The 26,028-nt window shown below is 70.9% G+C and carries 21 protein-coding genes; 16 read left to right on the plus strand and 5 right to left on the minus strand.

The window, feature by feature from the left end; translation table 11 throughout:
• Positions 1-967, plus strand: a 967-nt coding sequence (locus D7Y11_RS28815) for a methyl-accepting chemotaxis protein (RefSeq protein ID WP_233607419.1), incomplete at its 5' end; no start/stop codon positions are given.
• Positions 968-1,133: 166 nt separating this feature from the next.
• Positions 1,134-1,493, plus strand: a complete 360-nt coding sequence (locus tag D7Y11_RS28820) for a VOC family protein (protein ID WP_126935296.1) — start codon at positions 1,134-1,136, stop codon at positions 1,491-1,493.
• Between the two features lie 6 nt (positions 1,494-1,499).
• Here the strand turns inward: D7Y11_RS28820 and D7Y11_RS28825 are convergent, their stop codons facing one another.
• The 3 genes from D7Y11_RS28825 to D7Y11_RS28835 all read right to left on the minus strand — a co-directional run bounded on the left by D7Y11_RS28825 (position 1,500) and on the right by D7Y11_RS28835 (position 5,479).
• Positions 1,500-2,288, minus strand: coding sequence for a hypothetical protein (locus D7Y11_RS28825; protein ID WP_126935297.1), 789 nt, complete (start codon positions 2,286-2,288; stop codon positions 1,500-1,502).
• Between the two features lie 85 nt (positions 2,289-2,373).
• Positions 2,374-3,822, minus strand: a complete 1,449-nt coding sequence (gene dgt / locus D7Y11_RS28830) for a dGTP triphosphohydrolase (RefSeq protein ID WP_126935298.1) — start codon at positions 3,820-3,822, stop codon at positions 2,374-2,376.
• A 73-nt stretch (positions 3,823-3,895) separates the two neighbouring features.
• The gene (locus D7Y11_RS28835; RefSeq protein ID WP_121754564.1) at positions 3,896-5,479 is read right to left on the minus strand and encodes an NAD(P)/FAD-dependent oxidoreductase; all 1,584 of its coding nucleotides are present in this window, start codon (positions 5,477-5,479) and stop codon (positions 3,896-3,898) included.
• A 213-nt stretch (positions 5,480-5,692) separates the two neighbouring features.
• Here D7Y11_RS28835 and D7Y11_RS28840 point away from each other — a divergent pair, with 213 nt between their 5' ends.
• The 7 genes from D7Y11_RS28840 (at position 5,693) to D7Y11_RS28870 (ending at position 15,265) form a co-directional block, all read left to right on the plus strand.
• Positions 5,693-6,178: a chemotaxis protein CheW gene (locus tag D7Y11_RS28840; protein WP_121754558.1), complete on the plus strand. Its 486-nt coding sequence runs from the start codon at positions 5,693-5,695 to the stop codon at positions 6,176-6,178.
• Positions 6,175-7,938, plus strand: a complete 1,764-nt coding sequence (locus D7Y11_RS28845) for a protein-glutamate O-methyltransferase CheR (protein WP_121754557.1) — start codon at positions 6,175-6,177, stop codon at positions 7,936-7,938. Before D7Y11_RS28840 ends, D7Y11_RS28845 begins: the two co-directional genes overlap by 4 nt.
• Positions 7,939-7,950: 12 nt before the next feature.
• Positions 7,951-8,565, plus strand: coding sequence for a chemotaxis protein CheW (locus tag D7Y11_RS28850; protein WP_121754556.1), 615 nt, complete (start codon positions 7,951-7,953; stop codon positions 8,563-8,565).
• A complete protein-coding gene (locus D7Y11_RS28855; RefSeq protein WP_120577181.1) occupies positions 8,562-10,205 on the plus strand; it encodes a methyl-accepting chemotaxis protein in 1,644 nt (547 codons plus the stop codon). The genes D7Y11_RS28850 and D7Y11_RS28855 overlap by 4 nt, the downstream gene beginning before the upstream one ends.
• 3 nt (positions 10,206-10,208) lie before the next feature.
• On the plus strand, positions 10,209-12,359 hold the full coding sequence (locus D7Y11_RS28860; RefSeq protein WP_121754555.1) for a response regulator: 2,151 nt from the start codon (positions 10,209-10,211) through the stop codon (positions 12,357-12,359).
• The gene (gene cheB, locus D7Y11_RS28865; protein WP_120577179.1) at positions 12,356-13,420 is read left to right on the plus strand and encodes a chemotaxis-specific protein-glutamate methyltransferase CheB; all 1,065 of its coding nucleotides are present in this window, start codon (positions 12,356-12,358) and stop codon (positions 13,418-13,420) included. Before D7Y11_RS28860 ends, cheB begins: the two co-directional genes overlap by 4 nt.
• A gap of 111 nt (positions 13,421-13,531) precedes the next feature.
• Positions 13,532-15,265 (plus strand): ATP-binding protein, encoded by a 1,734-nt coding sequence (locus D7Y11_RS28870; protein WP_120577178.1) that lies wholly within the window; start codon positions 13,532-13,534, stop codon positions 15,263-15,265.
• 1 nt (position 15,266) lies between these two features.
• Here D7Y11_RS28870 and D7Y11_RS28875 read toward each other — a convergent pair whose 3' ends face one another.
• Positions 15,267-16,187, minus strand: coding sequence for a LysR family transcriptional regulator (locus D7Y11_RS28875; RefSeq protein WP_126935299.1), 921 nt, complete (start codon positions 16,185-16,187; stop codon positions 15,267-15,269).
• A gap of 122 nt (positions 16,188-16,309) precedes the next feature.
• On the opposite strand from D7Y11_RS28875, the gene D7Y11_RS28880 reads away from it, so the two are divergent.
• The 3 genes from D7Y11_RS28880 to dctA are packed head-to-tail and all read left to right on the plus strand — an operon-like array spanning position 16,310 to position 20,244.
• The gene (locus tag D7Y11_RS28880) at positions 16,310-17,077 is read left to right on the plus strand and encodes an SDR family oxidoreductase (protein WP_120577176.1); all 768 of its coding nucleotides are present in this window, start codon (positions 16,310-16,312) and stop codon (positions 17,075-17,077) included.
• A gap of 55 nt (positions 17,078-17,132) precedes the next feature.
• Positions 17,133-18,914: a monovalent cation:proton antiporter-2 (CPA2) family protein gene (locus tag D7Y11_RS28885; protein WP_120577175.1), complete on the plus strand. Its 1,782-nt coding sequence runs from the start codon at positions 17,133-17,135 to the stop codon at positions 18,912-18,914.
• 16 nt (positions 18,915-18,930) lie between these two features.
• A complete protein-coding gene (gene dctA, locus D7Y11_RS28890) occupies positions 18,931-20,244 on the plus strand; it encodes a C4-dicarboxylate transporter DctA (protein ID WP_126935300.1) in 1,314 nt (437 codons plus the stop codon).
• 15 nt (positions 20,245-20,259) lie between these two features.
• On the opposite strand, the gene D7Y11_RS28895 is transcribed toward dctA, so the two are convergent.
• On the minus strand, positions 20,260-20,682 hold the full coding sequence (locus D7Y11_RS28895; protein ID WP_233607420.1) for a response regulator: 423 nt from the start codon (positions 20,680-20,682) through the stop codon (positions 20,260-20,262).
• 260 nt (positions 20,683-20,942) lie between these two features.
• Between D7Y11_RS28895 and D7Y11_RS28900 the strand changes: the two genes are divergently transcribed.
• The 4 genes from D7Y11_RS28900 to D7Y11_RS28915 form a co-directional block, all read left to right on the plus strand.
• A complete protein-coding gene (locus tag D7Y11_RS28900; RefSeq protein WP_120577172.1) occupies positions 20,943-21,134 on the plus strand; it encodes a hypothetical protein in 192 nt (63 codons plus the stop codon).
• A 100-nt stretch (positions 21,135-21,234) separates the two neighbouring features.
• Positions 21,235-22,713 (plus strand): sensor histidine kinase, encoded by a 1,479-nt coding sequence (locus D7Y11_RS28905; RefSeq protein ID WP_120577171.1) that lies wholly within the window; start codon positions 21,235-21,237, stop codon positions 22,711-22,713.
• Entirely contained in the window at positions 22,695-24,092 is a 1,398-nt protein-coding gene (locus D7Y11_RS28910) for a sigma-54 dependent transcriptional regulator (protein ID WP_120577170.1), read from the plus strand. Before D7Y11_RS28905 ends, D7Y11_RS28910 begins: the two co-directional genes overlap by 19 nt.
• Before the next feature lie 444 nt (positions 24,093-24,536).
• The coding region (locus D7Y11_RS28915) for an ATP-binding protein (RefSeq protein WP_126935302.1) at positions 24,537-26,028 on the plus strand (1,492 nt) is incomplete at its 3' end.

Here is a 26,028-nt window from a genome sequence, read left to right on the forward strand (position 1 = left end):
GGCGGTGGGGGCGTCGCTGGACGCGCTGGTGGAGGGCCGCGCGGCGCCGCCGCAGTGGGTGTCCACGGATGAGCTGGGCGACCTGTCCGCGCGCACGTGGCTGCTCTATGAACAATTGCAGGAGCTGCCCCGGGCGCTGAGCTCGTCGGCGGGGCACCTGGCGAAGGCGGGCACGCGGCTGACGGAGGCGAGCGACCAGCAGAACCGCACGCTGTCGCGGCAGGCGTCGGCCATCCACCAGGCGCGCACGACGGCGCAGGAGATCCAGCAGATGTCGAAGCTGGCGGCGAGCCGCGCGGGGAGCGTCCTGCAGGTGGCGGAGCGCGCCGCGGCGATGGGCAAGCTGGGCGAGGAGTCGCTGGCGGGCACGGAGCAGGGGCTCGCTGACATCCGGGGCCTGACGCACGGCTTGAATCAGCAGGTGGTGGACCTGGGCACGCGTGCTCGCGAAGTGGGCCGGGTGTCGGAGGTGGTGAAGTCGCTGGCGGACCAGTCGCACATGCTGGCCATCAACGCGGCCATCGAGGCGAGCCGCGCGGGCGAGCAGGGCCGGGGCTTCGCGGTGGTGGCGCGGCAGATGCGAGAGCTGGCGGACCAGTCCATCAAGGCGACGGGCCAGGTGCGCGGGTTGCTGGAAGGCATGGAGACCGCGACGGGCGAGGCGGTCGTGACGGCGGACAAGAGCTCCGCGGGCGTGGAGGCGGCGCTGGTGCCGCTGCGCAAGAGCGGCGAGCGGCTGCGGGAGCTCATCAAGCTGACGCACGAGTCCGCGTCCGCGGTGCGGCAGATTGCTGAAGCCGTGGCGCAGCAGCACGCGGGCGTGGATCAGCTGTTCGGCGCGGTGAGTGAGATGGACGAGCTGATGGCCGCGACGCTGCGGCAGCTGGGCACGACGCAGGAGGCGGCGACGGCGGTGGCCCAGGCGACGGGGCAGGTGTCGGAGCTGGCGGAGCGGTACGTTTCGTAGTCTGGCATTCCGTCTGCCATTGCATTAGCCTCCACACCGGTCGAAAAACGGCGGACCGGTTCGGTGAGCCCCGGTCACTTCCATGGTGGAAGCACTTGTCCGTCTCCTTCGGGATTCAGGACCCACGGCCCTTCGAAGGCATTCGTGTGCCTTCGCGAGGTCCACCATGAAGCTGAATCACCTTGATCTGCAGGTCCCCGACGTCCAGGCCACCGCCCGCTTCTTCATGCGCTACTGCGGCTTCACGTCGCACGCGAAGAACCATGACTCGCCCGCCATCGCCATGCTCGGCGGGACGGATGGCTTCGTGCTCATCCTCCAGCGCCGCAAGCGCGACTCCGACGTCTTCCCCGAGGACTTCCACGTCGGATTCCTACAGGACTCCGAAGCCCCCGTGCTCGCCTTCCATGAGCGCGTGAAGGCAGACGGCCTGGAGGTGTCCGACGTCATCCGCAACAACCGGGGCACCCTCGTCTACTGCCGCGCCCCGGGCGGCATCCTCGTGGAGGTGAGCTGCCGCCCCTGAAAAGGGTCAGCCGGTGCTCTGAAAAATGGGCGCTTCCCGGGACGTGGACCTCCACTCCCGGGAGTGCCAGTCGAGTTGCTGGGGACGCGGCAGCTTCCATTCGAGCTGACGCACCCGGGGAAGCTCGACGGGCCTCGGCCGCGTGGCCATCCTCTTCCCACTCACGATGCGGATCAGGCGCATCAACTGGTCCCGGTCGAGACGGATGCGCCCGTAATGGGAGAGCTGAATGGCCTCCAGCTCCGCCGCATCGATGCGGGAGCCATGGTGGGCAACGTAACGCGCGAGCCGGGGTCCCAGTGCGTAGTGGAGCTTCCGCGCCGTGAGCAGGGACCGGACCACACAGAGGCCCGCGTAGGGATTCTCCTCCAGGTTGATGTCGAGCACCTGCTCACGGACCGCGCGGAAGAAGGGTTCTCCATAGACCCGCCGCGCACGACCCTTCCGGGTGTCCAACTCCGCGGCCACGGCTTCCACGTTGAGGAACGTCGTCCGGGGCAGGTGCGCGAAGTCCCCGCCATGCACCAGCTTCTGCTGGAAGGCCCAGGTGGATTCCAGGGTCCAGATGTCCACGGGGAGTTTCTGAACCTGGAGATGCAAACCTCCGAACCGGTTGACCCGGACCAACTCCCGGGAGAACGCGGCTCGCAGCGCGGGCCCCGTCGCGCCCGCCACGACCAGGTCCACGTCCCGGGGCGCCGCCGTCGCCGACACGGCCAGCAGGTCCCGCAGCGTGCCGCCGAAGACGAAGACGTGCCAGTCATGCTCCCGGAAGACGTCCAGGAGCGACCGCATCGCACCGTGCCAGGGATGCGGCACACGGGTGACGAAATCGCTCAGACGCTTGCGCAGGACCCGCCGCGGGTCATGGAGGATGGCGCTATCCGTGGGTGAGCTGCGCATGGAGGCTGCAAGCAAAGGTGTCTGTCATTCCACAGACGTAGTCGGTCACCAACTGGATGCGATGGTACAGCGGAGGAAGGCTCGAGTTCTCGCAGGCGGACTCGAACGCGGTCCGGTAGTTCCTCGACAACAGGTTGTAGACCTTGCCTTCAGGGCTCTTGTTGAACTTCTTCCAGTCCTTGCCCGCGGTGTCCACGGGGACCGGACACCCCTGAGCCCCCTCCCAGAAGATGTCCATCAACCCATCGATGACCCGGCGGCCCAGGGTCTCCAGCCGGAGCGTCTCCGGGGCGTTGTAGACGCGCTCGCGCCCGAAGCGCTTGCACACCTCGATGAGCCGCGACGCCCCACTGGCACCGATGAGGTCTCCCTGCTCCAGCGACTCTCCCTGCATGAGCCGCGCGTAGTTCCGCTGGAAGGCCGCGAGGATTTCCCGCTTGGCGTGACCAATGACCATCGTCCGGAAGTGCTGCGCGAGAGCCTCGTCCCGAGCCCGCCCTTCCAGCGGCGTGTCCGCTTTCTCGATGTAGTCATGGACGCTCTTGAGGACGGTCTTCGCCATGCCCGAGTCGTCGTGCTTCTCCAGGAAGGCTTCGACCTCCGGCCAGCCTACGAGGCCCTTCTTGACCCCGTCCTCGATGTCCACGGTCGCGTAGACCATGTCGTCACAGGCCTCGACGAGGTACGCGATGGGGTTGCGCGCGGTCCCGGTTCCGGTGAGCGACCGGACCCTGTCCACAAGGCGCTGCTCCGAGGCGAAATAGCCGGGCTTCTTCCTGTCGGCGGGACCGGTGTCGGACGTCTCATCCGAGGCCGCCGTGTATTTCATCGCGGCCGACAGCGTGCCCACCGTCAGGTTCAGCCCGTAGGAATCCGCGAGCAGTTGAAGGCGCGACACGATGCGCAGCGTCTGGGCGTTTCCCTCGAACCGCAAGAAATCACTCCGGAGCTGGCCGGCACGCACGGTCGCGGTCTCTGCCTCATGAAGGAGCCCCTGCCCCTCCGATCCGAAGTGCGTCCGGAACCAACTCCCAATGGCCTCTTCGCCCGCATGGCCGAACGGAGGATTTCCCAGGTCGTGAATGAGGCCGCACGTCGCCGCGATGGCCTCGATGTCGAGCACCTGCTGGCTGGAATCGAGGTGGCCCTCGCGCAGCATCCAGCGGGCCGCGCCACGCGCGAGTCCCCGGGCCAGCGTCGAGACCTCCAGGGAATGCGTCAGGCGCGTCCGGACCGCGTCGTTCGGCTCCAGCGGAAACACCTGGGTCTTGTCCTTGAGGCGCCGGACCGGAGTGGAGAAGACGGTCCGGTCATAGTCCCGATCGAACTCGGACCGGCCATCGTCCTCCAGCGAAGCAGAGGCCCGTCCGCCCTCGGCCTCGCGGATCCGCGTGTCACACAGCAAGCGCTTCCAATCCAACGCCATGGTGTCCCCCCATTTCGACGACGCCGCCGAACCTAGCGGGGAGGTCTGACATGAGAGGACCCGGCGCGTGTCTTCAGCCGCTCCGCGCCATGCGGAGCGGCGCCTGTTCTCCGGCGTCCTCCATGGGCGGCACGTAAGGCCAGCCCTTCAGCGGCCCCTTGCCGGCTTCGCGCGTGAGATAGTCCGCCGCGATGTTCGCGCTCTCCATGATGGTCAGGAGCCCGCTTCCCGGGTGCGTCCCTCCGCCCACGAAGTACAGCCCCTCCACCTGCGCGTTCTTCACTCGCGGCCGCAGCGGGCCCAATTGCATCCAGGTGTGCGACAGGTTGAACACCGCTCCCCGGAACACGTTGAAGTCGTCCCTCCACGTCTCCGCCGTGAAGTAGCGCTCAGCCTTCACGTGCTCTCGCAATCCCTTGATGCCCACCTTCTCCAGCATCTTCGGGATGCGCTCGCGCAACGTCGCTTCCGTCTTCGCCCAGTCCACCGGGCGCGCCGTGTTGGGCGTGGGCACCAGCACGTACAGCGTCGAGTGCCCCTTCGGTGCTCCCGTGCCGTCCGTCACTCCCGGGTTGCACACGTAGAAGGGCGGGTCGTCCACGTCCACCGTGCGGTCCTCCAGCGCGTCCTTGTCCGTGCGCCTCGCGCTCTCCGACAGGTAGATGAGGTGGTGCGGCAGGTCCGCGTACGTCGTGTCCAACCCGTAGTACGCCATGAACGTGCTGCACGAATACTTCGCCCGCTCCAACGCCCCGTCCGACAGCCTCGAGCCCTCCCGCAGCTCCGGCGCCAACAGCTTCTGCGCCGCGTACGCCAGGTCCGCGTTCACCACCACCGCGTCCGCGTCCAACACCTCGCCGCTCGCGAGCTTCACTCCCACCGCGCGCCCGGCCTCCGTGCGCACCTGCTCCACCGCCGTGCCCATCCGGAACGTCACGCCCAGGTCCTGGGCGCACCTCATCATCCCTCGCGACAGCTCCCGGAAACCGCCCTGCACGTGCCACACGCCGAAGCACAGCTCGATGAACGGAATCACGCTGAACACCGAGGAGCACGTCGTCGGGTGCAGCCCCAGGTACTTCGACGGATACGCCAGCGCGTATGTCATCCGGTCGTCGTGGAAGAACGAATCCAGCTGCCGGTAGAGCGTCTGCCACGGCTTGAAACGCAGCGTGGGCGCGAGCCTCCAAGGCGCGTAGTAGTCCAGGCTGCCCGCGTTCGTGCAGATGAACTTCTCGTACGCGAGCGCGTACTTCCTCCTCCCGTCCTCCATCCACTCCTGGAGCGCGCGCCCCTTCCCTGCTCCGAACTTCTCCAGGTCCTGGCCCATCCGCTCCAGGTCCCTCCGCGTGTCCAGGTGCGTGCCGTCCCAGAAGTGCACGCGCGTGTTCGGGTCCACCGGCACCAACGTGACGTAGTCCTCCAGCTGCTTCCCCGCGCGCCAGAAGATCTGCTTCAGGATGCCCGGCAGCTGGAGGATGGACGGGCCCGTGTCCACCGCGTACTCGCCGTCCTGCCCGAGCGTGAGGCCTTTCATCCTGCCGCCGGGCACCGCGTCCTTCTCCACCACGGTGACCCGGAAGCCCTGCCCCGCGAGGTTGATGGCGGCCGTCAGGCCTCCCGGGCCCGCGCCCACGACGATGACGTGCTGAACCATGTGCCTCACGATGCCCGGCCCCATGCCACCTGGCGACATCCCTTGAGGACGGCCCGGACGAAAAAGCGTTTCCGTCCGGGACTCCTGGCGTCCCGCCGGGCGTTGGCTTCAGGCAGAGGCCCCACGCCATCCCCTCGGAGCGTTCTCTGGAAGACGGGCCCACATCCTGAATCCCCAGGGTGACCTGCCTCCTGTAGCCTGCGACGCGCATCCATGAATCCCCCCTCGGAGGCCGGCCCACAGGAAGTCCTGCTGTTCACCCTGGAGCGGCAGCGCTACGGCCTGCCCGTGGAGGACGTGCGCGAGTTGGTGCGCGCCGCGCGCCTCACGCCCCTGCCCCAGGCCCCCGACGTGGTGGAGGGCCTGCTCAACCTGCGCGGTGAGCTGCTGCCCGTGCTGGACCTGCGCCGCCGCTTCCGCCACCCCGCTCGCGCCCTGTCCCCCATGGACCACTTCATCGTCGCCTCCACCGGTGGACGGCTGGTGGCGATGCGCGTGGACCGGGCCGAAGGGCTGCACGCCGTCACCCCCGGGGAGTGGGACCCGTCTCCCCGGGAGCTGCCGGGCGTGGGGTACGTGGCCGGCGCCGCGAAGCTGACGGACGGGCTGGTGCTCGTGCACGACCTGCGCTCCTTCCTCTCCGAGGCGGAGGCCCTGCAACTCGACAGCGCGCTCGGAGCCCTTCCGGAGCCTGCTTGATTGGCGGCGTCCTGCCCCCGGGATTCAAGGAGGTGCTCGCCCTGGTGGAGCAGCGCGCCGGGCTCGCCGCGCCCAGCTGCCTGGCCGCCGCGCTGGAAGGCATCCAGCGCGCCATGGCCCGCGCCAACCAGGACGACGTGGAGGTCTACCTGCGCGAGGTGTCGTTCGACAACGCGCTCCTGGACGACCTGCTCACCGAGCTCACCATCGGGGAGACGTACTTCTTCCGCACCCACGAGCACTTCGACCACCTGCGCCGCGTGGTGCTGCCGGAATTACACGAGCGCCAGGGGCCCGGCCACCTGCTGCGCGCGTGGAGCGCGGCGTGCTCCTCCGGCGAGGAGCCCTACTCCATCACCGCGCTGCTGATGGCCGAGGGCTGGGAAGACCACATGACGGTGCGCGCGACGGACGTGTCGCGCACGGCGCTCCGCCGCGCCCAGCAGGCCCGCTACACGGATTGGTCCCTGCGCGGCCCTTCCGCGGACCGCATGCGTCCCCACCTCAAGCAGGAGGGCCGCTTCTACCAGCTGTCGCAGGACGTGAAGCGCCACGTGCAGCTGGGCTACCTCAACCTGGCGCTGGAGACGTGGCCCTCGGCGGAGAGCGGCCTCTGGCAGCTGGACGTCATCTTCTGCCGCAACGTCCTCATCTACTTCAACCGCGCCACCATCGAGGGCGTGGCGCGCAGGCTCCATGCGTCCCTGGACGACGGCGGGTACCTGTTCACGGGTCCGTCGGATCCGCCGCTCGGGGACTACGCGCCGTTCGAGCCCGTCCTCACGGAGTGGGGCGTGCTGTACCGCAAGCCCCTGGCCGGCTCGAACGCCGGGCACTTCGTCCCGCTCCAGCCCCTGGCGCCCCTGCGCGCGGATGGCACGCCCTTCACCGTGGGCACGCCGGGTGCTGTCTCCAGCGGTCGTCCCGGAGCGGGTTCGCTCCCCGCGGTGGCCCCTGGCGCCTCCGCGTCTCCGGGAGCCCGGCCGTCTCCGGCGGGAGGTTCCTCGGGAGTCGCGCCGGGGACGTTCACCGCCGGAGCGGATGGAGTGACCGCGGGTGTCTCCCCGCCGTGGGCGTCAGGGACCGGCACGTCAGCCTCGGGGGGCGGCTCCCATGGCGGCGCTCCCATTTCGGGCCTCGGGCCTGCCGGCGGTGGTGCGCCCTCGTCGGCGGGAGCCCTCTCCGGCGGCGCTCCCGCTTCGGGGGCTCCGACGGCTCGCACCGGTGATGCGTCCACGTCTGGCACGCGCACCCGCTTCACGCTCAGCGTGGAGGCCCTGGAGGCCGTGCGGGCGGCGCTGGCCCGCGGCGACTGGCGCGAGGCGGCCCGGCGGGCGGGGGCCCAATCGGCCGACCCGGAGGGCGCCCTGGCCGCGGTTCGTGCACTGGCCAACCTGGATCCGCGCGCGGCGCTGTTCGCCTGCGAGGAGGCCTCGGTTCGTCACCCACTGGTCGCCGGTCTGCGGTATCTGGAGGCCCTGCTGCTCCTGGGACAGGCGCGGCTGTCCGACGCGGAGAGAGCCGCCCGGCAGGCGCTCTACCTGGAGCCGGGGCTCGCGGTGGGCCACCTGCTCATGGGCCACGTGCTGCGCCGGCAGGACCAGACCGCCGCCGCGGCCCGGGCCTACCGCGAGGCGGAAGGGCTGTGCCGGAAGCTGCCGCCAGAGGCGCTGGTGCCGCTGGCGGAAGGTGAGCGGGCCGGAGCGCTGGCGGACGTGGCCCGCGCGGAGTGGCGGCGCCTGGAGCGGACGGAAGGCTAGAGAGGCGAGCGGATGCCGAAGCGCGAGGGAAACATCGACTGGGACAAGGCCCGGGCCCGTCTGGAAGCGCTGGAGCGCGCCACCGAGGCGCGCGACACCTTCACCGACGAGGCGGCCCTCGCCGCGCTCGACGCGCGCGCCCTCGCCCTGGCCCGCCCGGCGGAAATCCCCGTGCTGCCCGGCAGCCAGCGGGAGATGGTCCGCTTCCGGGCCGCGGGCCAGCTGTATGCCCTGGAGTCGCGCTTCATCCTGGAGGTCATGCGCGCGCCGGAGCTCACCCTGCTGCCGGGCTCGCCGCCGCTGCTGCGCGGCCTGACGCTCCTGCGCGGAGAGGTGCTGCCCGTGGTGGAGCTGGCGCCGCTGTTCGGCCGGCCCTCGGAGCAGGGCACCGGCCCCGTGCTGGTGGTGGGCACGGCCCGCGCGGAGCTGGGCCTGCGCACGGATGAGGTGATGGAGGTGGCGGTGCTGACGGTCACGGAGCTGTTGCCCGCGCCCTCCTCCCTGGAAGAGGAAGCGGGCGCGCTGGTGTCCGGCGTCAGCCCCGACGGCACGCTCGTCCTGGAGGGAGAGGCCCTCCTCGCCGACGAGCGTCTCGTGTTCGAGCTTTCCGAAGAAGGAGTCGCATGAGCATCGGGAATCGCATCGCGCTGGGCTTCGGGCTGTCCCTGCTGGTCCTGCTGATCATCGCCGGAGTGGCCTTCCAGGGCGCCCAGCAGCTCACCACCACCACGGAGGGCCTGCTGGAGGCCCACAACAACTACAAGATGCTGCGCGAGGCGCGCGCCCTCATCGTGGACGCGGAGACCGGCCAGCGCGGCTTCCTCCTCACCGGCGACGAGAGCTACCTGCGCCCGTACCAGAACGCCCTCACCGAGCTGCGCGCGGACATGGACGCCCTGCGCCCCGCGATGGCGAAGTACCCCGACCAGCGCTCGCGCTTCACGAAGCTGGAGCCGCTGGTCGCGAGCAAGCTGGACGAGGTGGCCGACACCATCCGCCTGCGCCGCGAGCAGGGCTTCGAGGCGGCCCAGACCGTGGTGAAGACCAACCGCGGCCAGCGGGAGATGGAGGTCATCCGGGAGCTCATCGCGGAGATGCGCGAGACGGAGGAGGACCGCTGGAGGCAGTACTCCGACGCCGCCACCCAGGCCGCGCAGCGCAGCGTCTGGGTGCTGGCGCTGGGCACCCTCCTGGGCCTGGCCATCGTGGGCGTGGGCAGCTTCGTCATCACCCGCGGCATCACCGACCCCCTGCGCAAGCTCACCTTCGGCGCGGAGCAGCTGGGCAAGGGCGACCTCACCCACCGCATCGACGTGCGCGGCAAGGACGAGATGGCCGACCTGGCCGGCGCCTTCAACGCCATGGCGGAGCGCCGCCAGCAGGCGGAAATCCAGCTGGCGAAGCAGTCCGAGCAGCGCGAGCACACGCTCAAGACCGTGGCGGAGTTCGTCAACCAGCTGGCCGGCGCGTCCTCCGAAATCCTCGCCAGCACCACCGAGCAGGTGGCCGGCGCCCAGGAGCAGGGCACCGCCGTCACGGAGACGGTGAGCACCATCGAGGAGATCACCAAGACGTCGGAAGAGGCCGCCGGCCGCGCCCGCGCGGTGAGCGAGTCCGCCCGTCACTCCGAGGAGGTGGGCCGCTCCGGCCGCCGCGCCGTGGAGGAGGCGGTGTCCTCCATGGGCGCCGTGCGTGACCAGGTGGAGTCCATCGCGTCGCGCATCCTCGCCCTGGCCGAGCAGGCCCAGGCCATTGGCGACATCATCACCACCGTCAACGACATCTCCGAGCAGACGCACATGCTCGCGCTCAACGCGTCCATTGAAGCGAGCCGCGCGGGCGAGCACGGCCGCGGCTTCGCCGTCGTCGCCTCCGAGGTGAAGGCCCTGGCGGACCAGTCCAAGAAGGCCACCGCGCAGGTGCGGCAGATCCTGGGACAAATCCAGAAGGCCACCCACGGCGCGGTGATGACCACGGAGGAGGGCACCAAGAGCGTGTCCGCCGCCACGCGCGTCGTCACCGAAGCGGGCGCCACCATCCAGCAGCTGGCGGACCTGCTCACGCAGGCGTCGCTCACGGCCGCGCAGATCGCCGCGTCCGCCAACCAGCAGGCCACCGGCATCGGGCAGATCCGCCAGGCGATGCACGACGTGAACCAGGCCACGCAGCAGGGGCTCATCTCGTCGCGGCAGACGGAGCGCGCGATGCAGGACATCAACGCCATGGGCCAGAAGTTGAAGGGGCTGCTCGGGGAGTTCGGGCGCTAACCCATGGATCGCGACAGGCTGGCGCAGGCACTGCTGGACTCGTTCCTGGAGGAGCTGGAGGGGCACGTCGTGTCCCTCAACCGGGACCTGCTCGCGCTGGAGCAGGCCCCGGCGCGCGCGAAGGAGCTCGTCCCGGGCATCCTGCGGACGCTGCACAGCGTGAAGGGCGCGTCTCGCGCGGCCAGCGCCAGCATGGTGGAGAACGCCTGCCACCGCATGGAGGAGGTGCTGGAGCCGCTCATCCACGGGCGCGCGCCGTCGCCGGACCTCTTCGAGCTGTGCTTCGCCACCGTGGACGCGCTGGACGACGCGGGCCGCCGCCTGGCCGCGCGCCAGGACCTGTCCGGCTCACCGCTGGAGGCGCTGCTGCCCCAGTTGGAGCAGGCCGCGCACGGCTCGCCCACCCAGCCTCCAGTGCCCGCGCCGAAGTCGGCGCCGCCCGCCCCTGCTCCCCACGAGAAGCCCGCGGAGGCCGAGCCGGAGCTCTCCTTCCCCTCGCAGGCCAGCGGGGAGATGCTGCCGGTGCGCGTGTCCGGGCAGAAGCTGGACGCGCTGCTGGGCCGCAGTGGTGAGTTGCGCGTGGCGATGCTGCGCCTGGAGGGCCACGCCGAATCCCTGGAGGCGCTGCGCGACGACGTGATGGGGCTGCGCGAGCGGGTGCGCGGCACGCAGTCCGAGGCGACGCTGCGCCGCGTGGAGCTGGAGCTGGCGCGGGTGGCGCGCGTGCTGGCGCAGGACCGCCGCGCGCTGTTCCAGTCCTCCACCGGCCTGGATGATGAGGTGCGCCGCGCGCGCATGCTCCCCTTCGAGGAGGGCTGCACCGGCCTGGAGCGCGCCGCGCGCGACGTGGCGCACAGCCTGGGCCGGCGCGTGCGCATGGAGGTGCACGGCGGCGGGCTGGACCTGGACCGCTCGCTGCTCCAGTCCCTGCGCGAACCGCTGCTGCACCTGGTGCGCAACGCGGTGGCGCACGGCCTGGAGGCGCCGGAGGAGCGCGTGCGCCACGGCAAGCCGGAGGAGGGCCGCGTGGTGCTGTCCGCGCGGCTTCGCGGCAGCCGGGTGGAGGTGGCGGTGGAGGACGACGGGCGCGGCCTGGACCTGGAGGCGCTGCGCGAGCGCGCGCGGGCCCGGGGCATGGAAGCGCCCGAGGACGACGAGGACGCGGCGCGGCTCGTGTTCCTGCCGGGCCTGTCCACCGCGGCGAAGGTGACGGCGGTGTCCGGCCGGGGCGTGGGCCTGGACGTGGTGCGCGCCCAGGTGGAGGCCCTGCGCGGCAGCGTGGAGGTGGCCTTCAAGGCGGGCCAGGGCACCCGCTTCACGCTGGACGTGCCCCTCACCCTGAGCACCCTGCGCGTGCTGCTGGTGTCCGTGGGCGGGCAGGCGCTGGCGCTCGCCAGCGAGGGCGTGGACCGGCTGTTGCGCCTGGCGCCCTCCGACGTGCGCGAGGTGGAGGGCCGCATGTCCTGGGTGACGCCGGAGGCGCTGGTGCCGCTGGCGTCGCTCGCGGGCGTGCTGGAGTTGCCCCCGGGGCCGCCGAAGTCGCGGCCCCCCGCGGTGGTGCTGTCCGCGGGCACCGCGCAGGCGGCGCTGGTGGTGGACGAGGTCATCGCGGAGCAGGAGGTGCTGGTGCGCTCGCTGGGCAGCCGCGTGAAGCGGGCCCGGCACGTGGCCGCCGCCGCGGTGCTGCCGGATGGGCGCATGGCGCTGCTGCTCAACCCCGCGTCACTGGTGCGGGCCGCGGGGGGACGCCCCTCCGCCCAGTTCTTCCCCACGCCCAAGGAGCAGGCGGTGCGCCGGCGCGTGGTGCTGGCGGACGACTCGCCCACGACCCGCATGCTGGAGCAGAGCATCCTGGAGGGCGCCGGCTACGACGTCACCGCGTGCGCGGATGGCGCGGAGGCGTGGGAGCGGCTCCAGGCGGGCGGCGCGGACGCGCTGGTGCTGGACGTGGAGATGCCGCGCATGGATGGCTTCCAGGTGACGGAGGCCGTGCGCACCTCTCCGCGCTTCGGACGGGTGCCGGTGGTGCTCGTCACGTCGCGAGAGAAGCCCGAGGACAAGGCGCGCGGCCTGCAAGCCGGCGCGAGCGCGTACATCGTGAAGAGCGCGTTTGACCCCACGAGTCTGCTGGAGACCCTGAGGCGACTGCTATGAAGACCGAACCGTTGCGCATCCTGGTGGCCGAGGACTCGCCCACCGCCCGGCGGCTGCTGGTGGAAATCCTGCGCACCGACCCGGCGCTTACCGTGGTGGGTGAGGCCAAGGACGGCCTGGAGGCGGTGGAGCTGTGCCAGCGCCTGCAGCCGAACCTGGTGACGATGGACATCCAGATGCCGCGCATGGACGGCCTGGACGCCACCCGCCGCATCATGACGGAGGTGCCCACGCCGGTGGTGGTGGTGTCCACGCTGGTGGAGCGCGACATCCAGACGTCCATGGCCGCGCTGAGGGCCGGGGCGTTGGCGGTGCTCCAGAAGCCGGTGGGCCCGGAGTCGCCGGACTTCGAGGCGGACAGCCGCCGCCTGCGCGACACGCTCAAGGCCATGGCCCAGGTGAAGGTGGTGCGCCGCTGGCCGGACCGCTCCGCCACGCCGCTGCCCCCGCCGGAGTCGACGCCCACGCCCGGCACACGCCCGCCCGCCGTGCTGGCGCTGGCCGCGTCCACGGGGGGCCCCGCCGCGCTCCACCGCATCCTGTCCGACCTGGGCAGCCACCCCTCCCCGCCCCCCATCCTGGTGGTGCAGCACATCGCGCTGGGCTTCGGCTCCGGCCTGGCCACGTGGTTGGGCACGGCCACGAAGCTGCGCGTGAAGGTGGCCGAGGACGGCGAGCCCCTCGTCTCCGGCACGGTGTACCTGGCACCGGATGACAAGCACCTGGGCGTCACCCAGGACCAGCGCGCGCAGGTGTCCGGCGCCGCGCCCATCCAGGGCTTCCGCCCGTCCGCCAACTGGCTCTTCCGCACCGTGGCCCGCGCCTACGGGCAGACGGCCCTGGCGGTGGTGCTCACCGGCATGGGCCAGGACGGCCTGGACGGCATCCGGGACCTGCACCAGGCGGGCGGGCGGGTGATCGCCCAGGACGAGGCGACGTCCGTGGTCTACGGCATGCCCGCAGTGGTGGTGGGCGCCAACCTGGCGCACGAGGTCCTGCCGCTCGGGCAGATTGCCCGCCGGCTGCTGGCACTGCTCCAGCCGGGGGGTCGGCTCAGCTGAAGTGTTGGTTGAGTGAAATTCATACGCCGGAGTTGGCGGGCGGAATGGCGGGCCTGGAACGGAGTGTCAATATCGGGTCCAATCCGGGCACCCCCTCGCCCCTTCTCCCCGATGAGCGCTTTGACAATCGGTCTGGCCTACGAAGCGGTGTTCGCCGCCATCCCCGACCCTGCCTACCTGCTGGATGGCACGGGCCGGCTGGTGTCGTGTAGCGCGGCGGGCGCCCGGGCGCTCGGCCGTGAGGCAGGCGCGCTGTCGGGCCGGCACTGGAGTGAGCTGGGGCTGCCGCAGGAGGCACTGACCGCGCTGGAGTCCGCGCGCGTCCGCGTGGTGACGCTGCGCGAGTCCACCACCGTGGAGGCGCCGTGGCCGGGCGCGCAGGGCATCCGCCGGCACGCGCTGGTGCTCACGCCGCTGGGCACGGACGCGGATGCGTCCCCGGTCGTGCTGGTGACGGCGCGGGCGCTCACGGAAGCCGAAGCCGTCTATTCGCGCGCGCTGGAGCTGGAGCAGGCCGCGCGCGCGGAGGTGGAGACCGCCGAGCGCCGCCGGTCCTTCCTGTATCAGGCGATGACGACGCTGTTCACGCACCCGCCGGATCCGCAGGGCATGTACACGCTGCTCGCGCACCTGGCGGTGCCGGACCTGGCGGACTGGTGCCTGGTGGACGCGCTGGAGCAGGGCCCGTGGGTGGGCCGCGCGGCGGTGGCGTGCCTGGACCCGACGCAGCAGGAGCGCGCCCGGGGCCTGCCCATGCGCACGGAGGTTCGCGACGACGCGCCCGTGGGCCTGTTGCGCGTGCTGCGCACGGGCGAGCCGGAGCTGGTGCCCGCGGTGACGGAGTCGCTCTTGCGCGCGGCGGCGGCGGAGCCCGCGCACCCGGCGATGCTGGAGGCGTTGCAGGCGCGCTCGTACATGATCATCCCGCTGCGCGCGCGCGGCCACACGCTGGGCGCGGTGACGTTCGTGAGCTCCGGCTCCGGCCGCCGCTACGGCCCGGACGACCTGGCGCTGGCGGAGGACCTCTGCCTGCGCGCGAGCCTGGCCATCGACAACGCTCGGCTGGTGGGTGAGTCCCGCCGGGCGGCGCGTGCTCGCGAGGACCTGCTCGCGGTGGTGTCGCACGACCTGAAGAACCCGCTGGGCGTGGTGCAGCTGGGCGCGGCGCTGCTCCTGCGCGGCACCGCGGGCAAGCCGGGCGGCGAGGCGGTGGCGAAGCAGGCCACGCGCATCAACGACGCGGCGGAGCGCATGTCGCGGCTCATCAGCGACCTGTTGGACTGGGGCCGCCTGGAGGCGGGCCACCTGCCGCTGGAGCTGGGCGAGCACACCGCCGTGGCGCTGGCCACGGAGGCGCTGGAGGCCATCCGGCCGCTGGCGGAGGCCAAGGGGCTGCACCTGGAAGCGGACCTGCCCACGGAGGGCCTGCGCGTGAAGTGCGACCGCAGCCGCGTGCTCCAGGTGATGGGCAACCTGCTGGGCAACGCCGTGAAGTTCACTCCGCCGGGCGGCACGTTGGCGGTGAAGGCGGTGATGCGCGGCGGCGAGGTGTCCTTCGACGTGCGCGACACGGGCAACGGCATCACGCCGGACGCGCTGCCGCACATCTTCGACCGCTACTGGCAGGCGCGCGACGCGGCTGCCCGCGGCACCGGCCTGGGGCTGGCCATCGCCAAGGGCCTGGTGGAAGCGCACGGCGGCTCCATCCGCGCGGAGAGCATCCTGGGCACCGGCAGCGTCTTCAACTTCACGCTGCCCGTGGCGCACGTGGGCATGCCCGTCGCCGCCCCGCAGGCCGCGGCCTCCGGTGGCATGTCGCGTCCGCGCGACACCTACGAGCACTGAGTCAGCGCCCCTTCCTCCGCGCGGGCGGGGTGAGCACCTGCCGCGCGTGCTCCAGGAAGGCGCGCAGCGCGGGTGACACCTGCGCTCGGCTGGGGAAGTAGAGGAAGAGGCCCGGCACGGACGCGGCGTACTCCTCCAGCACGCGGCGCAGCGTGCCCGCCTTCAGCTGCCTCTCCACCTGGGACTCCAGCACGTACGCCAGGCCCAGGCCGGCCTCCGCCAGCCCCAGCCAGACGCGCTCGTCGTTGGTGGTGACGGTGCCGCGCACCGGCAGCCGCCACGTGCGCGAGCCCTTCTCCAAATCCCACGGCAGCAGCGCACCGGTGTTGGACGAGCGATAGGTGAAGCAGTCGTGCTGGAGCAGGTCCTTCGGCTTCACCGGCGTGCCGTGGCGCTCCAGGTACTCCGGAGTGCCCACCACGACGAAGCGGAACGGGGGCGCGATGCGCACCGCCACCATGTCCCGCTCCAGGTACTCCTCCAGCCGGATGCCCGCGTCGAAGCCCTCCGCGACGATGTCCGCCTTCCGGTTCTCCACCACCAGGTCCAACTCCACCTGGGGATGGCGCTCGCGAAACGAGGCCAGCAGCGGCGTGAGCACGAAGGGCAGCGCGGTGGACGGCAGCGTCAAGCGCAGCGCGCCCGTCAGCGTCCCGGGCCGCGAGGACGCGTCCTTGAGGGCGCCCAGGGCCTGCGCCACGCCCGGCCCGGCCTGCTCCACCAACCGCCGCCCCGCCGCCGTCACGGCCACGCTGCGCGTCGTGCGCGACAACAGCGGCACGCCCAGCCGCTCCTCCAACTGGCGCACCGTGTGGCTCAGCGCGGAGGCCGACACGCCCAACTCCGCCGCCGCGGCCGCGAAGCTTCGGTGCCGGGCGACAGCGAGGAACTGGTGCAACGCATTGAGCGGAGTGAGAGCCATTCCTGAGCTTTCTTCAGGAGTCCATCCAGATTCCAGACCTACTCCCGGAAGCGCCCATTTCCTATCCCTTGTCCTGTCTCGCGAAAGCAGCACCCTTCCCTAGCGCGAGCAGGAGTCCTCCCATGGCATCCCCCACCCTGCCCCTGTCCGGCCGCATCGCCGTCATCACCGGCGCCTCCAGCGGCATCGGCGCCGCCACCGCCCTGCGCCTCGCACGGGACGGCGCGAGCGTCGCCCTGCTCGCGCGCAGCAAGGAGCGGCTGGACGCGCTCGCCTCCACCATCACGCAAGGGGGTGGCCGGGCGCTCGCCCTGGGCACCGACGTGCTGGACGCGCGGTCCGTGAAGGAGGCCGCGAAGGCCATCGCGGGCGAGCTGGGCGTCGCGGACCTGGTCCTCAACAACGCCGGCCTCATGCGGCCCACGCCCATGGAGGCGCACCCCACGGAGGACTGGGAACAGATGATCGACTTGAACGTGAAGGCCAGCGTGCGCGTCGTGGAGACCTTCGTGGAGCCGCTGCTGGCGGCGGCGAAGGCGGGCGGGCGCTCGGACCTCATCAACGTGTCGTCCGTGGCCGCGCAGGCGGTGTACCCGAACTTCAACGTCTACGGCGCCACCAAGGCCGCCGTCACCCACCTGTCCCGTCACCTGCGCGCGGAGCTGGGCCCCCGCTTCGTCCGGGTGATGGCCCTGGAGCCGGGGCTGGTGGACACCGCGCTGCACGACGGCAACACCGACCCGGGCGCTCGGGCCTGGCTGGAGGGCGCTCGGAAGTCGCTCACCTGGATGTCGCCGGAGGAGGTCGCGGGCATCATCGCCTTCGCCACCGCCCTGCCGCGGCACATCAACTTCCAGCAGCTCACCCTCATGCCCACCCAGCAGGCCTGAGCCGCTCCCCACGCCTGTTGCCGAGGTGGCCTTCAGCGTGCCATGCAGGCGCCTTATGTCCTTCCTGCATCAGGCGCTGGTGTTCCTGGCCGCCGCGGTCGTCGCCGTGCCCCTCTTCAAGAAGCTGGGGCTGGGCTCCGTGCTGGGCTACCTGGCGGCGGGCGCGGCCATCGGGCCGTATGGCGCGGGCCTCATCTCCGACGTGGAGAACGTCCTCCACACCGCCGAGCTGGGCGTGGTGCTGCTGCTGTTCGTGATTGGCCTGGAGCTGCAGCCGTCGCGCCTGTGGAACCTGCGCCGCTCCGTGTTCGGCATGGGCGGCGCGCAGGTGGTGCTGACGGGCCTGCTGCTCGCGGGCGTGTCGAAGGCGCTGGGCCTGTCCTGGAACGCGGCCATCGTCGCGGGCTTCGGCCTGTCGCTGTCCTCCACCGCGTTCGCGCTCCAGCTGCTCGGGGAGAAGAACCAGCTCACCGCCGAGCACGGTCAGCTGGCCTTCGGCATCCTCCTGTTCCAGGACCTGGCCGTCATCCCACTCCTGGCCGCGCTGCCGCTCCTGGGCCGGTCCGACACGCCGTCCACGGAGCCCGGGTGGCTGATGGCCGTGAAGGCCGTGGGTGCGGTGCTCGTGGTGGTGGTGGCGGGCCGACACCTGCTGCGGCCGGTGTTCCGCGCGGTGGCGTCCGTACACAGCCAGGAGCTGTTCACCGCGACGGCGCTGCTCGTCGTCGTGGGCACCGCGACGCTGGTCAGCGCGGTGGGCCTGTCCATGCCGATGGGCGCGTTCCTCGCGGGCGTGCTGCTGTCGGAGTCCGAGTACCGCCACGAGCTGGAGGCGGACATCGAGCCCTTCAAGGGCCTCTTGCTGGGCCTGTTCTTCATCGCCGTGGGCATGTCCTTGAACCTGGCGCTGCTCGCGCGCGAGTCCCTGCGCGTGCTTGCGCTGGTGCTGGGCCTCACCTTCCTCAAGGCGCTGGTGCTGTACGGGCTGGGTCGGGTGGGGCTGAAGAAGCCGGGCTCCGCGGAGAGCCTGGCGGTGGTGATTTCGCAGGGCGGTGAGTTCGCCTTCGTCCTCTTCTCCCTGGCCGTGTCCTTCCACGTGATGGAGCGCGAGCAGGCGGACCTGCTGGTGCTGGTGGTGGGCCTGTCCATGGTGGTGACGCCGTTCCTGTCCGCCATCCACGAGCGCTGGGTGGCGCCGCGCTTCAAGAACAAGGGCCCTCAGCGCGAATACGACGTGTCCCCGGAAGAGGACCACCCGGTCATCATCGCGGGCATGGGGCGCGTGGGTCAGGTGGTGGCCCGCCTGCTGCGCGCGCGCCGCATCGGGTTCACCGCCATCGACGCGAGCGCGGAGCACATCGACTTCATCCAGCGCTTCGGCAACCAGGTGTTCTACGGCGACGCGTCCCGGCTGGACCTGCTGCGCGCCGCCCGCGCGGAGAAGGCCAAGGTGTTCGTGCTGGCCATCGACGACATGGCAGCGTCCCTGCGCACCGCGCAGATGGTGAAGGAGCACTTCCCGCACCTGACCATCTACGCCCGGGCGCGCAACCGCGAGCACGCGTACCGGCTGCTGGACATGGGCGTCACCCACCTCATCCGTGAGACGTTCGACGCGAGCCTCACCATGGCCGGAGACGTGCTCCAGGAGATGGGCCTCACCTTCGCGGAGGCCCGCCGGTCCGTGGAGCGCTTTCGCGAGCACGACGAGGCCCTGATGCTGGAGAGCGCCAAGGTCTTCAAGGACGAGAAGAAATTCATGGAGGTCATCGTCCGCGCGCGCCGCGAGCTGGAGCTGTTGTTCGAGAAGGACGAAGCCGAGCAGAAGTCGGTCTGAGGGGGGACGCACGACCATGAGCGCCGATACCGCTGGCCACTCGAAGTCCTCCCGCCTCTACCTCTGGGTGCTGGCCGCCATCTTCGCGGGGGGCCTGCTGGGCCACTTCGCGCCGTCCACGGCGGTGAAGCTCAAGCCCTTGGGCGACGCGTTCATCGCCCTGGTGAAGATGCTCATCTCCCCGGTCATCTTCCTGACCGTGGTGCTGGGCGTGGCCAACGTGGCGGACATGAAGAAGGTCGGCCGGGTGGGCGGCAAGGCGCTGCTCTACTTCGAGGTCATCTCCACGTTCGCGCTCATCATCGGCGCGGTGGTGGTGACGGTGCTCAAGCCCGGCTCCGGCTTCAACGTGGATCCGCGCACGCTGGACGCGAGCGCCGTGGCCCGCTTCGCCCAGCAGGCTCATGACCAGTCCACCGCGGGCTTCCTCTTGCACATCATCCCGCGCACCTTCGTGGACGCCTTCACCGGCGAAGGCGACCTGCTCCAGGTGCTGCTCCTGGCGCTGCTGTTCGGCTTCTCGCTCACGGCCATTGGCGCGACGGCGAAGCCCGTGGTCGTCCTCTTCGAGGCGCTCTCCAAGGCCTTCTTCCACATGATTGGCACGGTGATGAAGCTGGCGCCCATTGGCGCGGGCGCGTCCATGGCCTTCACCCTGGGCGCCTACGGCGTCACCAGCCTGGGCCCTCTGTTGCGCCTGATGGGGTGCTTCTATCTGGCGTGCGTGCTCTTCGTCGTCGTCGTGCTGGGGCTCGTCGCTCGGGTGACGGGCTTCTCCATCCTGAAGTTCCTGCGCTACATCCGCGCGGAGCTGTTCCTGGTGCTGGGCACGTCGTCGTCCGAGTCCGCGCTGGTGCCGCTGATGCAGAAGCTGGAGCGGCTGGGCTGCTCCAAGTCCGTGGTGGGACTGGTGGTGCCCAGCGGCTACTCGTTCAACCTGGACGGCACCAACATCTACCTCACCATGGCGGCGCTGTTCGTGGCCCAGGCGCTCAACGTGGACCTCACGTTCACGCAGACGGCCACGCTGCTGGGCGTGGCGATGCTCACGTCCAAGGGCGCGTCCGGCGTGACGGGCGCGGGCTTCATCACCCTGGCCGCCACGCTGGCGGTGGTGCCGTCCGTGCCGGTGGCGGGACTGGCGCTCATCCTGGGCATCGACCGGTTCATGAGCGAGGCGCGCGCGCTCACCAACTTCATTGGCAACGGCGTGGCCAGCATCGTCGTGTCCCGCTGGGAGAACGAGCTGGACCGCGAACGGCTGCACGCGGAGCTCAACGGCGTATCCACTCCCGAGGCGCCGCCCGCCGACGCAGGGACACCTGCCTGAGCCTCCGGGGCCTGTTCAGGGGTGCGCCACCGCGTCGCGCACCGCTTCCTTCAGTACGTCCAGGTCCACCGGCTTGTCCAACAGTTGCCGGGCGCCCAGCCGCTGGGCCTCCGCGTGCGTCTCCTCATCCGCGAAGGCGCTGAGCAGCAGCACCGGGCACGCGATGCCCTGCGCGCGCAACCTCCCGAGCGCCTCCAGGCCGGTGCGCCCCGGCATGCGCACGTCGCTGACGATGAGGTCCGGCGGAGCGAGCGTCCCACCGTGGCCCTGCATCATCGCCACGTAGTCACCCAGCTCGAAGCCGTCCTCCACCTCCACCACCGTGTAGCCCGCGCGCGCCAACGTGCGCACGAGCATCGCGCGCATCGCGTCGTCGTCCTCGGCCACCAGGATGCGCGGGGCGTGCGTTGCTTCTCCTTGCGAAGGTGCGTTCGTCATTTGATTGCGGAGGAGCATGGCGCATGCCACGTGCGTCGCCCCATGCCTTCAGGGGCCGTGGATCCGTCGTGCCGCGTGAGTCTCCGGGGCATCCTGCCCCCCGTCGGGGCAATGTGCCCCAGGCATGCATGGACATCCTGCCCAGCGTTGGCAGCGCCTCACTCGGTGGCGCGCGTTGGCATGGCCAATGCTCTAGCTCCAGTCAGCCCCGCACCCCACACCCCAATTCACACCTCGCGGGCATGACACGGAGTCTCTCCATGAAGCGCACTTCCGCCCTGGTCCTCGGTCTGTCCCTGTCCCTCGCCTCGGGCGCCTTCGCCGCCGAGGCCAAGCCCGCCAAGAGCGCGCCCGCCGCCCAGGCGAAGGCCGGCGCCAAGGCGAAGAAGGCGAAGCAGGGCACCTCCCAGAAGGCCCCCGCCGCCCCGGCTGAAGGCTCGAGCAGCAACTAGCCACGGACTGTCGTGACGCAGCACCCGCGGTACTCGTAGCGTACCTCCCCGGTCCGTGTGTTCCTTCCCCCTCACGCACGAACCGGGGGTTGCCTCTTCCGTGAAGCTCGCTCGCAAATTCACCCTGGCCCTCGTGCTGCTCGCCGTCGCGGTGATGGCCGGGCTCCAGGCGTTCCAGGTCAACCGGGAGCTCGCCCGGTCGGAAATCGACACGCAGCACGACCACCGCCTGCTCGGTCACACGCTGGCCGGCTCCATTGGCAAGGCGTGGCAGCTGGCGGGTGAGTCCGAAGCGCTCACGCTCCTCAACCAGGCCAACCGCTTCCAGGAGCAGGTGCGGCTGCGCTGGGTGTGGCTGGACGGTGGACCGGGCTCCGGCTTCGCGCCGGCGCTGCCCCCCGCCCTGCTGCTCAGCCTGCGCGCGGGCAACGACGGCTGGTTGATGGACGAGTCCACCAGCCCGGGCGTGCTGCGCTCGTACACGCCGGTGTTCCTGGGGCGGCGCATGGGCGCCATTGAAATCACCGAGTCCATGTCCGAACAGGAGATGCACGTGCGCACCACCGTGGTGGGCACCGTCATCGCCACGGCGGCGCTCTCCCTCTTCTTCCTCCTGGCCGCCATGGCCATGGGCCGCAAGCTGGTGGGCCAGCCCGTGGAGCAGTTGGTGCATCTGGCGGGACGGATTGGCGAGGGCGACCTCACCGCGCGCGTGCCCCTGCGGCGCGAGCGCGGCGACGAACTGACGACGCTGGCGGTGGCCATGAACCGGATGGGTGAACAACTGGAGGAGACGCGGGCCCGGCTGGCCACGGAGACGGCGGCGCGCCTGCGCACGGTGGAGCACCTGCGGCACGCGGATCGGCTCACCACGGTGGGCAAGCTCGCGTCCGGCGTGGCGCACGAGTTGGGCACGCCGCTCAACGTCGTCATGGGCCGCGCGAAGATGGTCTCCTCCGGCGAGGCGGAGGGCGACGAGGTGAACGAGTGCGCACGCATCATCTTCCAGCAGGCCCAGCACATGACCGGCATCATCCGGCAGCTGCTGGACTTCGCCCGGCGCCGCACGCCCTCCCGCGCGCCGGAGGACTTGTCCCTGCTGGCGGAGCGCACGCTGTCGCTGCTCAAGCCCATGGCCACCAAGCGCAGCGTGACGCTGTCCCAGGAGGTGCCCCCGGGCTTCACCGTGGAGGTGGACTCGGGGCAGTTCCAGCAGGTGCTCACCAACCTGGTGATGAACGGCCTCCACGCGATGAACCGGCCCGGCACCTTGCGCGTGCGCTCGCAGGTGCTGCGCTCCACGCCGCCCGCGGACGTGGGCGGCCCGGAGCAGGACTGGGTGCGGCTGGACGTGGAGGACGAGGGCTCGGGCATTCCCGCGGACGTGCTGCCCCACGTCTTCGAGCCCTTCTTCACCACCAAGGACGTGGGCGAGGGAACGGGGCTCGGGTTGTCCGTCTCCTATGGGATGGTGCGCGACCACGGCGGCTGGATTGACGTGAAAAGCGAGCCGGGCCGTGGGAGTTGTTTCTCCATCTACCTGCCGCCAGGGAAGGACGCATGCCAGGCCGCATCCTGATTGTCGAAGACGAGCGCGAGATGCGCGCCATGGTGGAGAAGGGCCTCCAGCGCCGGGGCTTCCAGCCCGTGGCCGTGGCCGCCGCGGACGAGGCGCTCCAGAAGCTTGCCGCCGAGGACTTCGACACCGTCCTCACCGACCTGCGCATGCCCGGCATGGACGGCCTGGCGCTGTGCGAGCGCATCGTGCTCAACCGGCCGGACATCCCCGTGGTCGTGGTGACCGCCTTCGGCAGCCTGGAGACGGCCGTGGCCGCCATCCGCGCGGGCGCCTACGACTTCATCACCAAGCCCATCGACCTGGACGCCCTGGTGCTGGTGCTGGAGCGCGCCGTACAGCACCGCGCCCTGCGCGCGGAGGTGCGCCGGCTGCGCCAGGCCCTGGACCAACGCCAGGACGACGGCGCGCTCGTGGGAGAGAGCCCCGCGCTCAAGCAGGCGTACGCGCTCATCGACCGGGTGGCGGACGTGGACGCCACGGTGCTGATTACGGGTGAGAGCGGCACGGGCAAGGAGGTGGCCGCGCGCGCCCTCCACGCGCGGGGCCGGCGCAAGGAGGGGCCCTTCGTGGCCATCAACTGCGCGGCCATGCCGGAGCAGCTTTTGGAGAGCGAGCTGTTCGGCCACGCCAAGGGCGCCTTCACCGACGCGAAGGCCTCGCGCACGGGCCTGTTCGTGAAGGCGAATGGGGGAACGCTGTTCCTGGATGAAGTGGGCGAGCTGCCCATGACGCTCCAGCCGAAGCTCCTGCGCGCATTGCAGGAGCGCGTGGTGCGCCCGGTGGGCGGGGACACGGAGACGCCCTTCGACGCGCGCATCGTCGCGGCGACCAACCGCGACCTGGAGCTGGCGGTGGAGGAGAACCGCTTCCGCGAGGACCTCTACTACCGGCTCAACGTCATTGGCCTGGAGCTGCCCCCGCTGCGCGCGCGCGGCAACGACGTGCTGCTCTTGTCGCAGCGCTTCGTGGAGCAGTTCGCGACCCGCACGGGCAAGAAGGTGGTGGGCCTGTCCCCCGCGGCGGCGCAGCGCCTGCTGGCCTACGGGTGGCCGGGCAACGTGCGTGAGTTGCAGAACTGCATCGAGCGCGCCGTGGCGCTCACGTCCTTCGAACAGCTCACGGTGGATGACCTGCCGGAGCGCATCCGCAACTACAGCACGCCGCGCGTGGTGCCGGAGAACACGGACCCGTCGGAGCTGGTGACGCTGGAGGAGCTGGAGCGCCGCTACATCCACCGCGTGCTGGAGGCGGTGGGCGGAAGCCGCACGCTCGCCGCGCGCATCCTGGGCGTGGACCGCAAGACGCTCTACCGGAAGCTGGAGCGCGGAGACACCGAGCCTCGGGAGGCCAAGGAGCCTCGTGAGCCCAGGAAGCCCTGAGCCGGGGAGGCACGGGGCACGCCTCCCCCGGGTGACGTCCACCCCCCTTTTTCCCAGCACCTGGGAGACCCTGGACCATCCGCTCCGGCCAAAACCCTCCGCCATGGGCGCAAGTCACGTCATCCCTCGGGGCGGGCCCCCGCTTTGCCTCGCGCGGGGTATGGTTCCAGGAGGATGCGTTCCGTTCCCGTCCAGAGCCGTGTCTTCTGTCGCGTGGTGGACCTCGCGCGCAAAGCAGGCGACAGGAATGTCACTGACCCGTTTCCTCCAAGAGGTTTCTCCCTACCCTCGGAAATCCACGAGTCCGCGTTTCGCGTAACAGGCAGTCAGGACGCCCGCCGCTGTCCTGGTCCCGTGTTCCGGCATTGAAGCCGGGCACGCTCCGCCGCACTGCTGTGTTTCCCACCTGAAGGAACCCGCTCCCCGTACCCCGACGACCCACCGATGGCCCAAGCTCCTGCCCGCCCGCGTTCCCGTCCTTCCGCCCCGTCCCCGACGGAGGCCTCTGGCCCGGGTCTGCAAACGCTGCTGGAGGCGCTGCCAGAGGCCTTCCTCGGTGTGGACGCGGGCTGGCGCATCACCTGGCTGAGCCGGCGCATGCGCGAGCTGCTGGGGCCCCGCGTCCAGCCGGGCGATGACGTGCGCAAGAAGGTGGCGGACGTGCTGGGCTTGAGCCAGCACCTGCGCCTGGACGTGCCCGCCACCGAGCAGCCCTCCTCCGAGCCCTACGAGCACCGCTGGCACGAAGGCGGCTTCTGCTTCGAGGTGAGCACCCGCCCCGTGGACGGCGGCCTGCTGGTGCACTGCCGCGACATCTCCCGCGAGGTCCAGGCCCGCCACGAGTTGCAGCGCGTGGGCCAGCTCTTCCAGGCGGTGATGGAGGGCACCACCGACGCCATCTACATCAAGGACATGGATGGCACCTACCAGGTCATCAACTCGGCGGGCGCGCGCGCCGTGGGCCGCGACACCGTGGCCGAGGTGCGCGGGCGCACCGACGCGGAGCTCTTCCCGCCCGACGAGGCCCGCATCAACGTGAAGCACGACCGGGACGTGCTCAAGGCGGGCCACCCCCTCACCTACGAGGATTCGCATCAGTCCCCCAGCGGGGACATCCGCGTGTGGCAGTCCACCAAGGGCCCGCTGCGCGACCCGGAAGGGAACGTGTTCGGCCTGTTCGGCATCAGCCGCGACATCACCCAGCGCAAGTGGGCGGAAGAAGAGGTGCTCCGGCACACCGAGTTCCAGGAACACTTGATGGGCATCATCAGCCACGACATCCGCAGCCCGCTCGGCGCCATCATGAACTGGTCGCGCGTGCTCGCCGCCGGTGGGCCCGCGGAGGAGACGGCGCGCACCAGCCAGCGCATCGCCACCGCGGCGGTCCGCATCGAACGGCTGACGCGCCTGCTGCTGGACTTCACCCGCGCCCGGCTGGTGGGCGGCGTGGTGATTGAGCCGCGCGGCACGGACACGCAGGAGCTGCTGGCCAAGGTGGCTCACGAGTTCCGCGTGGCCTTCCCGAAGCGCGACATCGTCGTGGACCACAAGGGCAACACGCAGGGGCACTGGGACCCGGACCGCCTGGCGCAGGTGGTGTCCAACCTGGTGGAGAACGCCCTCAAGTACAGCCCGGCGGACGCGCCCGTGCTGCTGTCCACTCGCGGCCTGCGCAACAAGGTGGTGGTGACGGTCCACAACCAGGGCCGCCCCATTCCGGAAGCCACCCTGCCCCACCTCTTCGAGCCCTTCCGCCAGGGCCCGCAGCAGACGCGCACGCTGAAGATGAGCTACGGCCTGGGGCTCTACATCGTGCGCGAAATCGTGCACGCCCACGGCGGCACCATCGAGGTCACCTCCTCCGAGGGCGACGGAACCACCTTCACCGTCACGCTGCCGCGCCGCGCGCCGCCCCGGAAGGGCCCGCCGCCCGAGC

Origin of the sequence: Corallococcus sp. AB018 (assembly GCF_003986945.1) — a bacterium.
In the GTDB taxonomy this organism is placed as follows: Bacteria; Myxococcota; Myxococcia; order Myxococcales; family Myxococcaceae; genus Corallococcus; species Corallococcus exiguus.